Consider the following 13,623-nt stretch of genomic DNA (forward strand, 5'->3'; position numbering starts at 1 on the left):
TCTTTTTTCAAGAATGAACAGATAAATAGAGATTCAGGGGTATTAATCCTTTTTTGTTTTCGCTTTTTAAGGCAAATCACGATGGCGATTGTTTGAGTTTATTATTTCGGTTGTCGAAACATCCGGGTTGCGCCAACGTTTACCGCTTTTTTCTTTTTTTAAATGAATCGCGTTTTGCGGGCAGAGATGCGCGCACGCAAGACAAGCTTCACAATGATTGCCAAATTCCACTTTATCCGCAACCGCAATATTTTTTGCCGGACAGACTTTTGCGCAAATGCCGCAGGTTGTGCATTCCTCATTGACGGTATATTTTTGAGCATTTTTGTCGGTTCGGATGATGGCTCCCAAAATGCCGGAAATTATCCGCCATCCCCATGAGGCAGGGGTTTGATTACGTTTTCGAAGAGCAATATCCTCCGCAATTTTTGCGTTCATCTCTTCTGTTTTTTTTGCCGGCAATTTGGCGATTTCCGCATCCATCTCAAATATCGGCAGATAGTTATCAACCATAAGGATTTGATTCGTGTAATCAAAACGGAAGCCGTTTTTTGTGGCAGTTTTTTGCAAATTAAACATGCAGGCGCCGGGAAGGTTGCCGTAAGTACCGACCGCAAAGATATAATCGGCTTCCAGCCGGGCGTTTTCCAAAAACCGGCGTACCATTTTTGGCGGAGCGTTGCTGTAAATCGGAAAAACAATCCCAATCACATCATCCTTATAGTGCGGATTTTGGGTGTCGATGACTTGCGGAATGGCAATCAAATTACCTCCGATACGCTTTGCTACGGCCAATGAATTTCCAGTGGCGGTAAAATAAAAGGTGATCATAAGGGTCTCTTGTTTCTTTATTTCTGCAAATTTCTTCTGTTTTTTTGGGATTGATCATTTTTTCCCGAGCTCAAATTCGTTATGAAGCGCCAAAATTGCCGTATTGACGCATTCGCTGCTGATAACGCAGGAAATATTGTATTCGGAAGAGCCCTGGCTAATCATAATGATATTAATGTTTTCTTTTCCAAGAGCTGTAAAAACGCGGCGGGCAACACCGGGCGTTCCGGCCATTCCGGCACCGACAACGGCAACCACAGCGACATCTGTTCTGAAATCAACATTGTAGGATTCTCCAAGGTCCGCTTTGATGGCTTTAACAGTTTTTACCCGGTCCGATTCGTTGACAATGAATGAAATGCTGGATTCGGAGCCTTGGCTGATTAACCGCACGTTCACGTTTTTATCGGCCAAAACCGCAAAAATCCGTGCGACTTTTCCGGTCGATCCGACCATTTCCACACTGGAAACGTTCACAAGAGCGATTTTTTTAATCATGCTGACGGCTTTCACGACGTTTTTGGATGTTTTGTTTTCGGTAATGACCAACGTTCCTTCAAAGTCCGGCTTAAATGTACTTTTGACACGCACCGGAATGTTGTTGTGCATGGACGGCTCAATCGCGCGCGGGTGCAGAACTTCGGCGCCCAGAGATGATAATTCCATGGCTTCCTGGTACGAAATAAATTGAATGGTTTGCGCGTCTTGGACGATTTTAGGGTTGGCGGTCATGATGCCGTCCACCTCTTTCCACAGCCAAATTTCGTCGGCTTTGACACCGACACCGATAATAGATGCCGTATAGTCCGAGCCACTGCGGCCCAGGGTCGTAATGTTTCCGTCTTCGTTTTCGCCGATAAAGCCGGTGATCACTTGGATGGATGTTTTAAAATCCGGGGTCAATCTCTCATGAATCAACGCATAAGATTTCGGAAGCGGTTTGGCGTTGCCGAAAGAGTCGGTTGTAATGACACCCGCTTCTCCGCCGGTGTAGTATTTGGACGGTATTTTCAAAGAACGAATCGCGCCCGAGACAATCGGTGCCGCCAAGCGTTCGCCGTAAGAGGAAATGTTGTCTTTGGACCGGCTGGTAAGTTCTCCCAAGTAGCAAATGCCGATGAGTGCTTTTTCCAGTTCGTCGATTTTTGTTTCCAAATGCTCAATGACTTCCGCTCGGATTTTTTTGTTGTCAATCGCGTCGTTGACGGCATTGAAGTGTTTTAATTTCAAGCCGGCGATAAATTCCGAAATCATAGACACTTTTCCTTGCTCGCAGGCGGCCATCGCTGTCTCTAAAAGACCGTCAGTCACGCCGGCCAATGCGGAAGTGACCATAATGACTTGATTTCCTTTATCAAAGTAGGATTTTAACAACTCCGCGACATGGCGTATTCTTTTTCCGTCTCCGACCGAGGTTCCGCCGAATTTCATCACAATTTTCATTTTCAATCATCCGAATTTTAAAACAATATCAATAGAAGATAATCCCAAAGATAACAATAAAATGACACAACAAAACGACAACAACAATATGACAATAATAAAATGACAATAATAAAATGACAACAACAATATGACAACAACAAAACGACAATAATAAAATGAATAAAAACAATAACTGTTCCAATGATTCTATCTGAATATTTTTTAAAGTTTTCGATTTTTTGTTTTATTGATTTTTTCGATTTTTTGAATTTTTCGTTTGATCAATAAAAATAATTGTAAAGAGCCATCCTAAACTTTTATCCGGCTCTTTTTGTAAAATCTTTAAGTCTTGTTTTTTCCAAGGGAGCGGATATTTAAATAAGTTATGACGCTTATTTTGACATACTTACAACGGAACAAATAAATACGTCACGATTAGAAGAGATGTGCCGACATTTTACGATGTTGTTCCATACAATTGTTCCATACAATTGTTCCATGCAATTTATTCAATGAATTTGTCCTACGATTTATTCAATATTCATTAACTCTAAAAAATGATGAAGCCGGGTTTTTCATGAAATACGTTGTTATTATCGGTGATGGAATGGCGGATTTGCCCATTCCCGAATTGAATCACAAAACTATTCTTCAGTACGCCCAAAAGCCGAATCTGGATTTTTTGGCGAAAAACGGACAATGTGGTTTAGCGGTCACGGTTCCGAATGGCTACTCTCCGGGAAGCGATGTTGCCAACATGTCTATTTTCGGCTACGATCCCGCGGTTTATTATACCGGCCGCTCGCCGTTAGAAGCGGTCAGCATGGGCGTTTCTCTCGTTGGCAATGATTTGGCGTTTCGGACGAATTTAATCACAATCGGGAACGCGGACGGAACGGTCAGTGCCAACGGCCCGGATTTAGAAAACGCTTACATTTTAGATTACAGCGGGGGGCATATCACATCCGATGAAGCCAAAGAGTTGATTCGAGCGGTGGAGGCCGGTCTTGGGACCGCGCAGTTTTCTTTTTATCCGGGAATTAGCTACCGGCACTTGCTGGTTGCAAAAGACAATTTCGGGAAAAATTGTGTGTTTACGCCGCCGCACGATGTTACCGGTAAAAAAGCGTCGGATCATTTTCCAATGGCAAAAGAGGGGGATTTAGAATCCAAACGGGCGGCTCAAATCTATTTGGACATGATGAAAGCGTCTTATGAAATTTTGAAAAATCATCCGATTAATCAAAAACGGGTTCGTGAAGGAAAATCTCCGGCTAATTGCATTTGGTTTTGGGGGCAAGGAAACGCGCCGAAGTTTGAAAAATTTGAAAAAATTCATCAAAAGACCGGCGCGGTTATTTCGGCCGTTGACCTTCTCAAGGGAATCGGTATCTGTGCGGGGCTTGAAGTGATTGAAGTTCCCGGCGCCACCGGATTTTTGGACACGAATTATGCCGGAAAAGCAAGTGCCGCCATTTCAGCGCTAAAATCCAAGGATTTTGTTTTCGTTCATATCGAAGCGCCGGATGAATGCGGACATTTGGGGGATTACAAAAAGAAATTGCAAGCGGTCGAAGATTTGGATTCCAAAATTATAAAACCGCTTTTGGATTTTGCCATCGAATCTCAAAAGAAGGGCGAATCCATTGCTATTTTAGTGATGCCGGACCATCCGACGCCGGTTGCACTGAAAACGCACACAAGCGATCCGATTCCGTTTGTTTTGTATGATACGCGGGAACTTTTGATTGATTCCGTTTCCGTATTTGATGAAAAATCTGTTGAATCCGGAGCGTTTGGAACGGTTTACGCGCCCGATTTAATTTCGGTCATGCTCAAATTTGAACAAAATAATAAGAAATGATTGAAATAAAGTTATATATTTCAAATTCATTTTTATTTACAATTACGTTTCTGGTTTTTGAGAAATCCCTTAAAACATCTTTTTATATCTTTATATTTTATATTTAAATATGAATTTGTTGCAATAAGTAAAAATAAAAAATAATAATATAATACAGCTATTGAAAATATATTGAAAAAATTATTGAAAAAATTATTGAAAAAATTATTGAAAAAATTATTGGAAAATTATTGGAAAATTAATTAAAAAATTATTGGAAAATTAATTAAAAAATAATTAAAAAATTATTGAAAAAACAGTCAATCTCCGTTTATTCAATGCCATTTCATGTGGGTGTGTTATTCATGAATCCGTTTCAAAAAAAGCAATCCAAAGAAGAAGAATTTGAAGAAGAAGAGGCTGAACCAAAGTCTCAAAAGTTGAATCAAATTTTCAGCAAGATTACATCTTTCGGGAAAGGTCCAAAGGAAGATTCTTTCGGTGAATTCCGCCAAACGCCGCTCATGGATTTGATTGAGCGCCGCAATGACATTGTTGTTAAAGCCGATTTGCCGGGCGTGACCAAAAAGGATGTGATTTTAGAAATTCAAGATCGGTTGCTGACGATTCGGGCTGAGTGCTTGAATGAAATCGAAGAAGGAAGCTATATTCGGCGGGAACGTTTCTACCGCAAATATGAAGGCTCCGTCAACATTCCGGTTCAAATCGATGAAGAAAGAGCAACGGCAAAATTAGCCAACGGTGTTTTGACAGTGACGCTTCCTAAAAAAACAGATCCCAGCATTGTTGATGTGGATGATTAATTTTAATTTTCCATAATTTATTTTCATTTTTTGAATTGCTTTTATCGATTTTTCTGTAATTTATTTTTTCTCTTCTTTTCTCTTCTTCTTTTCTCTTCTTTTCTCTTCTTTTCTCTTCTTCTTTTCTCTTTCTTTTCTCTTCTTTTCTCCTTTTGGGCGGTGCTGCCACGCGCGTTATTGCGGCGAATTTTAATTGTTTTTAACAAAATGAAACCTGAATATTTTATATATAACATATTTTATATTTGTTGAGGACCCTTTACTTTTCATGGCATTTAAAATTGCGACAATCAAAGGAATTCCGATTTACATTCACATGACCTTCTTTTTGGTCTTTTTACTTTTTGCGTTTATTTTTGACATCACGCCTTTTCCGTATGGTTTTCGTGGCGTGGATCCGGCTTGGCTCCGCTATGGATTTTCAGCGGCGGCCGCGATTATTTTCTTTGTCACGCTTCTGCTTCATGAGCTCTCTCATTCTTTTTTGGCAATTTCCAATGGAATTAAAATTCAAGGCATTACGCTGTTTTTCTTTGGAGGGGTTTCCGTTCTTGAAAATCCGGATGACAAAGCCGCCGTTGAACCGTCCAAAGAGTTTAAAATCGCGCTCGTCGGTCCGCTTTCCAGCATCCTCATGGGGCTTTTGTTTTTGGGACTCAATTATATTTTGTTTGGAACATTTTACGGTGCGGCATTGATTTCCGGCTCGATTGAAGTCGGAAACTTGGAAATTATGTATGGGTGGTTTTCCATCTTATTGTTCCTTGTCGGTGCTCTGAACTTGTTTTTGGGTTTATTCAATATTTTGCCGGTCTTTCCGATGGATGGCGGACGTGTTCTTCGCGCATGGCTGGCCACCCGCTATCCGTTTCAAAAAGCGACGGAAATTGCCGTATCCACCGGGAAAATATTTTCGATAGTGATGGCGATTATTGGGATTGTGTTCTTTAATTTTTGGCTGGCGCTCTTGGCGGTCTTTCTCTATATTTCAGCGGCTGAAGAAGGAAAAGCGGTTAAAACAAGTTTTTTGCTGGAAAATGTATTGGTCGGCGAAATTATGACGACGGATGTCATCACGGTGGAAGAATCCATGAAGTTGTCGGATTTTGTCAACTTTGTTTTCCAAAAAAAGCATCCCGGCTATCCGGTTGTCAAATCCGGGCAAGTGGTCGGTCTTGTGACGGTGGATGATGTCAAAGCCATCAATGAAGCTGAACGGTATGCTTTTTCCGTCAAAGACGTGATGCGGCAAGATGTTCTTTTTGTCCAACCCCAAACGTCGGCACTGTCGGCTTTTGAAAAAATGAATACAAATGGAGTCGGCCGGCTGGTTGTTTTGGATGGCAACCATCATCTGGTTGGAATTCTTTCCCGAACCGATTTGATGACAGCCGTCAATATTCGAAGCGGGCTCCATGGAAATAATTCTTAAATCATTTCAGCCACGGATTGTTCATTTTTTTATCCGGCCGCTCTCTTTAATTTAATATTGTTTATAATATATAATTATGGATGAAAAGTATTATATGGTTTTAAGAACTGTTTAAGACGTTTCTGTTAAAACTGTTTTAATTAAAGTTCTAAACGCACTATTATCTATATATTTTTATATATTGTGTTATATCCAATATACTATTTAATATAAAATTTAATGTAATATTTGTTGTATTATTTGAAAAAGATATGTTGTACGTTACAATTGTTGCATTCGGGCTTTGATTTAATTGTGTATCGATTTGGTAGGGCATGGTTTTATGAAAAAAATATTGTTGGTTGAAGATAATTCAATGAACCGTGAACTCATCAAAGACGTTTTAGAGACTTTTCAATTCAAGGTCGTCTGTGCCGAAGATGGGTTTGAAGCTCTTCTTTTCGTGGAAAAAAGTGAATTTGATTTGGTTTTGGTGGACCTCAATCTGCCCAAAATGAGCGGGGTTGAATTCGCCCTTAAAATCAAAGCAGGTTCTTACAAATGCGGAAAATTAATCGCGCTGACGGCAAACGAATATTCTGAAGTCAGTGACAAAATTCAAGGGGCCTTTGACGGATATATTCACAAACCGTTTCAAATCAACGATTTCAGAAACAAGATTTACGAATTGATCCAATAATTTTATAAATTTTAAAGGATTGGATTTAGGCAATTAATCTCGGTATTCCATTTCATTATTCCGTTTCATTATTCCGTTTCATTATTTTGTTTCATTATCTCATTTCATTATCTCGTTTCATTTTTTAGTTTTGTTTTCATTAAAATTCCTTTCTGAGATACTTTATGTCTGATGATTTTTCCCAATCTTGGCAAAAACTGAATCAAATCCGGTCTCTTCCTTCTCCTCCGGAATCGGCGGCCATTTCTTTTTTGATTTTCATTTTATCCTCTCCGGATGAAAATGAATTGGTGCAAACAGCGGCGGTTCATGCGTTAATCCGGTTTGAGGACTCTTCCAGCTCACCGCTTCTTTCTTTGTTTGACGAAACGTCGGATACAGCCATCCAGTCGCGGATTTCTTTTGTGCTTTCCCGCTTTAAATCCGTTCCCTCTTCATTTATTGAAAAAAATATTTGCCACCCGAATTCGTTTGTCCGAAAAAATTGTGTGTATGGGGCCGGTCAAATTCAAAACCAAATTCAAAATCCGACGCAGATTCTTGTTTCTTCTTTGATTCAAAAATTAACCGTTATTTTGTATGAAGATCCGGATCCGACGATTTCTTTTGAAGCGGCAGAGACTCTTTTTCGTCTAAATCCGGACCCGTCTTTTTTCAATAGGATTTTGCAAAAAAGAGTGCCGGATATTCATGTTCTGAATAAAATCATTGAGATTTCCGGGGAAATCGGGGATTTGTCGACGGCTGAAGTTTTAAAATCTTATTTATCCGATCCGGATGACCGGATTGTAGGAACCACCTGTTTGTCTATTCAAAAAATTCAAATGAAAAAGAAATAAATGAAAAAGAAACAAATGAAAAAGAAATAAATGAAAAAGAAATAAATGAAAAAGAAGAAATAGCAAAAGAGTCTGAAAAAGAAAAATATGAATTATGTTTAAAAACGAAAAAAGCGAAGAAATGCGAAGGAATTGGCATGGAATGGGTTTATTTTTTTCTTTTGTTTATCGGCGGTTTGATTGCCGGCGGATTTGCCGGGATGCTGGGTCTTGGCGGTGCCTTTTTGATGGTTCCGCTTCAGCTTTTTGTTTTGACAAATATGGGATATTCGCCGGATATCGCCATTAAAGTCGCGATTGCCACTTCTTTGGCCGTCACCCTTCCGACCGCTTTAAACAGCTCTTACCGCCACTCCAAAAAAGGAACCGTCTACTGGAAATATGCGGCCTTAATCGGTACATTCGGATTTATATTTTCCTTCCTCAGCTCTTTTGTTGCGAATTATCTGCCGGAATCGTTTTTGTCCGTATTTTTCGGAATTGTGGTTTTAATTGCGGCACTTAAAACTTCTTCTTACAAAAATGTCAATGAAGATCCGTCCCAAATTTCCAAAAACTATCTATTGTATGCGGTTTGTGGCGCGATTATGGGCACCGTTTCCGGATTGACCGGGATCGGCGGTGGAATTGTTGTCATCCCCCTCATGATTTTTATTTTGCGTTTCCCTTTCATCAACGCGGTTGGAACATCTTCGGCAACCATCGTTTTCACATCAATGGGTGGAATTATCGGCTACCTCATTAACGGTTTTGGAGCCACAGGACTTCCGCCGTATTCTTTGGGCTATATCAATCTTTTATTTTGGTTTATTTTGTTAGTTCCGAGTTTGATTATGTCCGGCATTGGGGCGTCTATCACGCACCGTGTCAACCAAAAATATATCCGTTACACTTTTTCCATATTGACCTTTATTATCGGTGTTTTGATGATTTATAAAAATTTAGAGTTTGATATCTTCGCTTTTATATAATTATATTTATTATAATATTTATAAATTATTATAGGTCCTTCTCTTTTTTTATTCTAATTACCGGAAATAAATTAAACAAAAGCATAAACCAAATAAAATACATAAAAACGATTCAAAAAAACGATTCAAAAATAGGAAATGAAATTAATATTTAAATTCAAATAAATTCTGGCGGAAGAATAAATTTGTTGTTATCGTTTTTTCTTGTCCTGGTGGCAATTATTGCCGCTGTTCTTTGATTAAATTATTGAAGAATCCGCGGAAATATCATTTTAAATATTGTTTTGGGTTACATCATTGTCATTGTCGTCAATTCCATTTCAGGCACCCGCTTCCCTACGATTGGTTTTTCTTTGTGGTGACAACGTTAACCGGCGTTTTTGGCGCGATTCTTTTATAGATTATGAATATGATTACTTAATGTTCTCTGATTGAATTGAGAATATTTTTTTCTTTTTTTTCTTTTTTCTTAGATTATTTTATGTCTTTTTGGATTCATTTTATGATTCATTTTATTGCTTCTTTTATGATTCGTTTTTTGGATTCATTTTATGCTTCTTTTTGGATTCATTTGGATGAACTGTTTTATATAGTTTTAAGAAGGAGTAATTCAAAAACGGACAAAATGGACGTTTTGCATACAGGGTTATTTATGGAAAATACATGGGTGATTTTATGGATATTCAAACAATGATTATGTACTTGGTTTTAATCGTTATTGCAGTAGTTGTTGCGTATTTCTTGTACAAAGTTTTAAAAACTGCCAAAAACATTGCCATCAATATTATTATCGGTTTTATCGTTTTAATTGTTGGAAACTGGATTGTCGGCAGTTACATCACACAATATGTTTCAAGCGCCGTTCCAGTTAAATACGACTTAATGGCTTTGATTATCACGGCATTAACCGGCGTTTTCGGGGCTCTCGTGTTACTTATTTTAGCCATTTTCGGAATTCAGATTTAATTCCGATCCATTTTTTTCCTTTTTTCTTTTTCATTTTTTGCGGCGCTGTTCGCGCGTTATGGCAACAAATTTTAAAACTTTTTCAACAAAACGGTGGGCGATTTTGTCAAAACTTTAAATTTTTAAGGGTGCTGCGACTATTTTGAAAAATTGAATTCTAAAAGAATAAACCAAAAACAAGAGCAACCAGAGCTGCAAAAAATTCAAAAATTCAAGAGCCAATAAAAAAAGATGAAAGAAATTATAATAATTTCTTTCATTCGATTATGTTTTTTATATTTAGAATTTTGTAATAAATGTCCGGGCTTCGTAAAGAGCAATGATGCCAAGAATCACAATCAGAATCATCCAGAAATAGGATGAGTACGGAATGTATCCTGCGGCCCAAAGCGCATTGTAAGCTTCCATCGCAGCTTGCGTTTGTGTCATTTTCTTTCCTCCTTATCCGATGCAGACATTTTTCACTTTCTCTTTTCCAAAGTCGGTGATGACATAGCGGTGCATCAAAAATCCTTTTTTGCTGACGCCTTTGTCGTCCACAGCTTGCTCAACGTCTTTAATCATTCCGCCGGACGCCAATTCAATGATATCAAAATTGATGATATCACGGTTGTAGTTCCCGGAGAGTCCGTATTCTTTGTGAATCCGGTCAATGATTTCGTAATTCCAATGCGGCTTTTCATCTTGGAAAAGTTCAAGCAGCCGGATTTTTGTCGGTCGAAGTGCAGCCATTTTATTCACCTCTCAAAGATTCCATGTCGCCCGTGCTTTCTGTAAACATGAGGAAACTTCCGGCAACACACAAAATACCGCCGATAATAATCGCCCATCCCGGAGAAGTTCCAAAGAACAAAAAGACGAAAATCACAGCGAAAAGTCCGTACAGATTTCCGATTCCCTGGCCACGGCCAACGCCGATGAGCGGGAAAGATTTGTACCATGTCACATAACAAAAACCAAACGTAATGCCGGCAAACATGAGGACGAGCAAAACGAACGGGTCAAAGATTAAAGCGGCGTAGTGAAGCATGGGGAATCCCAAAAGCGCTAAAACCGGAATGACAACAATCCACCAGACCATGGATTCGCCGATAAAACGAATCGTAATCGCAGCGTCCGGCTCCGCCAAATCCAAACCTTTTCCGGCGACAGCGCCTTCAAGACCCCAGCCGAGAGCCGCCATCAAGCCGCCGAGATATCCAAACCATTGGACTTCTCCGGTTGCGATTTCAGACACCAGGCCGCCGGCATAAATGGCAATTCCGCCGCAAACGATGATTAAAATGCCCGCAAGAGCGCGCTTTGAAATTTTTTCACCGTACCACAGACGGGCAACGGTTGAGCCGACCACCGGATACAAAAGACCGGCAACAGCCGAAAAAGCGGCGCCGATAAATCCCATGGCCAAATAAGAACCAAAAACCGCAATCAACCCGCAAATGGATCCCAAAAAAAACCATTTGGAGCAATGCTTAAATTCCATGATGGTGCGTCCAAGCTCTTTGACTTTGTGTTTTCCAAGAACAACATTCCAAAGCAAGAGCGCAATAACGACGGTTAAGGCGTTAAACGCGGTAATCAAAACAGCGACAACCACAAGAGAAATCGATTCCCCGTGCGTTGCGGCAATTGCCGCCGACATTTCGTCAAACGGATTCAAACACCAGACAGCTGTTCCCGGAAGATACCAAATTCCCCAAAAAACAGCGCAGAACAAGGCCCACATATATCCGTAGCGGACCCTTCTTTTATTTTCCATGACTTTTAAGTCATTCAGATTTAAATTTTCCATTAAACTTTCCTCCAAAATTACCTTTGGATTACTAAAACTAAACACCTGTTTGACAAATTTTTGTCTTTTTATGCCGTTTTTTGGACCGTTTTTTTTGGACCGTTTTTTGAATTCGTTTTTACCCAAAATCCTTAATGAGTGATTTAACCAATTTCGATTTTTTCAATCATTTTATGATTTTTGTTTGATCGGAGTTTTTGATTTGTATTGATAATTGAATCGATTTTTTGGACCGATTACATTTTTTTTGGTTTGTTGACCGATTGTATTTTCATCAAATGATTGTACCGGCAATGTTTTGCAGCTTTTCCAGGGGGGAAAGAAATTTACAAAACAATGACGGTCCAGTCAAAAAATGTTGTGGAATCAAGAATAATAAAAAATGATAAAAACACAATGAAAGCGAAAGCAAAAACATCAAGAAGTTCCTTGATTTGTTTTTGCCTTTCTTTTTTTCATTTTTTATTATTTTTACCTCAGCCAGATTGTTCTTTTAAGCGGTTTTCTTTTTGACTTCTTTTTGAGCGTACCACCAAAGCGGCGCAAACGCAGCCAAAACGACAAATCCGAGAAGAGTTGGTCCCCAGCCGGAATCCAAACTGTTGAGGTAGACAATTCCGATTAAGTAGAACGGAATGTTGACAATCGCGAAAAGAATCGCGACAAACTTCCATCCTTTCGGGGCTTTGAACGGTCTTTCCAAGTTCTTGAATTTCGGGTCAGTTGCCGCTTTGTAGTAAGCAGCCAAGCTGATACCATTGGCGACGACATATCCAATGGCAGACGCGGAAAGAATTGCGGCAGGACCTGCAGCTCCTCCGGCCATCGAGAACAAGACAATTAAAATGACGTTAAAGACAGCGATAACGGCCATTGCGGTCATCGGAACGCCGTTTTTGTTCAATTTTCCAAAGAAGGACGGCAAGTTTCCTTCGGCAGCCATGGAGTGCATGGACCGGGCGGAACCGTTGAATGCCGTTTGGATGATTAAAATCATCGCGGCAATGAGCATCACAATCACAATCGGACCGCCGATGTCACCGAAAATCATGGTCGCCATTGGGAGGAGCGGAGAAACACGGGATGCGATAATTCCGTCAACACCGAGAGTTCCGGTCACGGATGCTTGAACCAAAACGTAGGTAATCAAACAGATAATTCCACAGCTGAAGAGTGCTTTTGGAACATCTTTCTTTGGGTTCTTGTATTCCGGTCCGTAAATCGCAGCGGTTTCCCATGCGCAAGCGCTCCACTGTGCGGTTGCCATAATACCGAGGAACACCAAAATGCCGGCCATATCCCAGCTCCAGTCGGTTGGGAACCAGCTGTTTGTGATGTTTTCGATATGGAACGCGCCGGTGAAGAACGGGGCGATGGTGATGATGATGAGCGGGATTAAGGCAAAAATCGCCAAAATGTAGCCCACAGTTGCGCCGCTTGAAATTCCGCGGGAGTTAATCAGCATTAAAAAGGCGAAAATGATAATTCCCGCGCCGAGGGAGAGCCACATCGGGGAAATGCCGGCAAAGGCCGGAATGAGTCCGTTTAAGTAGCTTCCGATTAACACGGAGAAAATGGCCAACACGGGGTTCCAAGCAAACCAGTAGCCCCATGCCGAAAATCCGCCGAGGAATTTTCCTTTGTCAGTACCTGAGCCGAAAACGGCTTGTGCGAATCCGGGAAGCCCGGACACATCTTGGAAGGTTGACGCCATTTCACCATAGGCCAAGTTTTGAAGGAATCCTTGCAAAACGGAAAGAGCCCAGGCGATGATGGCAAAAGCCCACAAGTAAGTCGCAAATGTTCCGATTGACGGTAAAATCAACAGGGGAACACCAAGCGCAATGGCGAGGCCTTGCTTCCAGTCAATTGTTCTTTGAAGAGTATTACTATCGTTATCCACTGAAAAAACCACCTTTTCAAATTATAAATCAAAAATAAACGGTTGCAAAAACCAAAAAAATGCATAAAAACATGTTAAAAGTCTCTATACAAGTCCCCGGCTTTTGAATTATTTCTGA

14 protein-coding genes are annotated in these 13,623 nt (G+C 40.2%); 7 read left to right on the top strand and 7 right to left on the bottom strand.

Features of this window, described 5'->3' with window-relative positions:
- Positions 1–66: 66 nt before the first annotated feature.
- Positions 67–831, bottom strand: coding sequence for an EFR1 family ferrodoxin (locus MsAm2_RS00910; RefSeq protein WP_338097950.1), 765 nt, complete (start codon positions 829–831; stop codon positions 67–69).
- 54 nt (positions 832–885) lie between these two features.
- On the bottom strand, positions 886–2,274 hold the full coding sequence (locus tag MsAm2_RS00915) for an aspartate kinase (RefSeq protein ID WP_338097951.1): 1,389 nt from the start codon (positions 2,272–2,274) through the stop codon (positions 886–888).
- Positions 2,275–2,833: 559 nt separating this feature from the next.
- Between MsAm2_RS00915 and MsAm2_RS00920 the strand changes: the two genes are divergently transcribed.
- On the top strand, positions 2,834–4,120 hold the full coding sequence (locus MsAm2_RS00920; RefSeq protein ID WP_338097952.1) for a cofactor-independent phosphoglycerate mutase: 1,287 nt from the start codon (positions 2,834–2,836) through the stop codon (positions 4,118–4,120).
- A 344-nt stretch (positions 4,121–4,464) separates the two neighbouring features.
- Entirely contained in the window at positions 4,465–4,923 is a 459-nt protein-coding gene (locus tag MsAm2_RS00925; RefSeq protein WP_338097953.1) for an Hsp20/alpha crystallin family protein, read from the top strand.
- A 41-nt stretch (positions 4,924–4,964) separates the two neighbouring features.
- Here MsAm2_RS00925 and MsAm2_RS00930 read toward each other — a convergent pair whose 3' ends face one another.
- Positions 4,965–5,129 carry a hypothetical protein gene (locus MsAm2_RS00930; protein ID WP_338097954.1) on the bottom strand — a complete coding sequence of 55 codons (165 nt, stop codon included), beginning with the start codon at positions 5,127–5,129 and terminating at the stop codon, positions 4,965–4,967.
- Positions 5,130–5,191: 62 nt separating this feature from the next.
- Between MsAm2_RS00930 and MsAm2_RS00935 the strand changes: the two genes are divergently transcribed.
- From MsAm2_RS00935 to MsAm2_RS00955, 5 genes are all read left to right on the top strand, one after another.
- The gene (locus tag MsAm2_RS00935; RefSeq protein WP_338097955.1) at positions 5,192–6,355 is read left to right on the top strand and encodes a CBS domain-containing protein; all 1,164 of its coding nucleotides are present in this window, start codon (positions 5,192–5,194) and stop codon (positions 6,353–6,355) included.
- Positions 6,356–6,677: 322 nt separating this feature from the next.
- Positions 6,678–7,034, top strand: a complete 357-nt coding sequence (locus MsAm2_RS00940; RefSeq protein WP_338097956.1) for a response regulator — start codon at positions 6,678–6,680, stop codon at positions 7,032–7,034.
- Positions 7,035–7,198: 164 nt separating this feature from the next.
- Positions 7,199–7,873 (top strand): HEAT repeat domain-containing protein, encoded by a 675-nt coding sequence (locus MsAm2_RS00945; RefSeq protein ID WP_338097957.1) that lies wholly within the window; start codon positions 7,199–7,201, stop codon positions 7,871–7,873.
- A gap of 137 nt (positions 7,874–8,010) precedes the next feature.
- A complete protein-coding gene (locus tag MsAm2_RS00950; RefSeq protein WP_338097958.1) occupies positions 8,011–8,844 on the top strand; it encodes a sulfite exporter TauE/SafE family protein in 834 nt (277 codons plus the stop codon).
- Between the two features lie 675 nt (positions 8,845–9,519).
- Positions 9,520–9,810 (top strand): pro-sigmaK processing inhibitor BofA family protein, encoded by a 291-nt coding sequence (locus tag MsAm2_RS00955; protein WP_338097959.1) that lies wholly within the window; start codon positions 9,520–9,522, stop codon positions 9,808–9,810.
- A 279-nt stretch (positions 9,811–10,089) separates the two neighbouring features.
- Here the strand turns inward: MsAm2_RS00955 and MsAm2_RS00960 are convergent, their stop codons facing one another.
- The 4 genes from MsAm2_RS00960 to MsAm2_RS00975 form a co-directional block, all read right to left on the bottom strand.
- Positions 10,090–10,239 carry a hypothetical protein gene (locus tag MsAm2_RS00960; RefSeq protein ID WP_338097960.1) on the bottom strand — a complete coding sequence of 50 codons (150 nt, stop codon included), beginning with the start codon at positions 10,237–10,239 and terminating at the stop codon, positions 10,090–10,092.
- Between the two features lie 12 nt (positions 10,240–10,251).
- On the bottom strand, positions 10,252–10,542 hold the full coding sequence (locus MsAm2_RS00965) for a hypothetical protein (protein WP_338097961.1): 291 nt from the start codon (positions 10,540–10,542) through the stop codon (positions 10,252–10,254).
- A 1-nt stretch (position 10,543) separates the two neighbouring features.
- Positions 10,544–11,602, bottom strand: coding sequence for a DMT family transporter (locus tag MsAm2_RS00970; RefSeq protein WP_338097962.1), 1,059 nt, complete (start codon positions 11,600–11,602; stop codon positions 10,544–10,546).
- Between the two features lie 493 nt (positions 11,603–12,095).
- Complete coding sequence (locus MsAm2_RS00975) at positions 12,096–13,505, bottom strand: APC family permease (RefSeq protein ID WP_338097963.1); 1,410 nt, start codon at positions 13,503–13,505, stop codon at positions 12,096–12,098.
- Positions 13,506–13,623 lie beyond the last annotated feature (118 nt).

The sequence above is a fragment of the Methanolapillus ohkumae genome, assembly GCF_032594355.1.
GTDB classification, from domain to species: Archaea; Halobacteriota; Methanosarcinia; order Methanosarcinales; family Methanosarcinaceae; genus Methanolapillus; species Methanolapillus ohkumae.

What these genes read in the sequence shown, in the direction of transcription:
- MsAm2_RS00925 (WP_338097953.1), top strand. Translation starts at nt 4,465, where the DNA reads ATGAATCCGTTTCAAAAAAAGCAATCCAAAGAAGAAGAATTTGAAGAA.
- MsAm2_RS00965 (WP_338097961.1), bottom strand. Translation starts at nt 10,542, where the DNA reads ATGGCTGCACTTCGACCGACAAAAATCCGGCTGCTTGAACTTTTCCAA.
- MsAm2_RS00950 (WP_338097958.1), top strand. Translation starts at nt 8,011, where the DNA reads ATGGAATGGGTTTATTTTTTTCTTTTGTTTATCGGCGGTTTGATTGCC.
- MsAm2_RS00940 (WP_338097956.1), top strand. Translation starts at nt 6,678, where the DNA reads ATGAAAAAAATATTGTTGGTTGAAGATAATTCAATGAACCGTGAACTC.
- MsAm2_RS00955 (WP_338097959.1), top strand. Translation starts at nt 9,520, where the DNA reads ATGGATATTCAAACAATGATTATGTACTTGGTTTTAATCGTTATTGCA.
- MsAm2_RS00945 (WP_338097957.1), top strand. Translation starts at nt 7,199, where the DNA reads ATGTCTGATGATTTTTCCCAATCTTGGCAAAAACTGAATCAAATCCGG.
- MsAm2_RS00920 (WP_338097952.1), top strand. Translation starts at nt 2,834, where the DNA reads ATGAAATACGTTGTTATTATCGGTGATGGAATGGCGGATTTGCCCATT.
- MsAm2_RS00960 (WP_338097960.1), bottom strand. Translation starts at nt 10,239, where the DNA reads ATGACACAAACGCAAGCTGCGATGGAAGCTTACAATGCGCTTTGGGCC.
- MsAm2_RS00910 (WP_338097950.1), bottom strand. Translation starts at nt 831, where the DNA reads ATGATCACCTTTTATTTTACCGCCACTGGAAATTCATTGGCCGTAGCA.
- MsAm2_RS00970 (WP_338097962.1), bottom strand. Translation starts at nt 11,602, where the DNA reads ATGGAAAATTTAAATCTGAATGACTTAAAAGTCATGGAAAATAAAAGA.
- MsAm2_RS00935 (WP_338097955.1), top strand. Translation starts at nt 5,192, where the DNA reads ATGGCATTTAAAATTGCGACAATCAAAGGAATTCCGATTTACATTCAC.
- MsAm2_RS00915 (WP_338097951.1), bottom strand. Translation starts at nt 2,274, where the DNA reads ATGAAAATTGTGATGAAATTCGGCGGAACCTCGGTCGGAGACGGAAAA.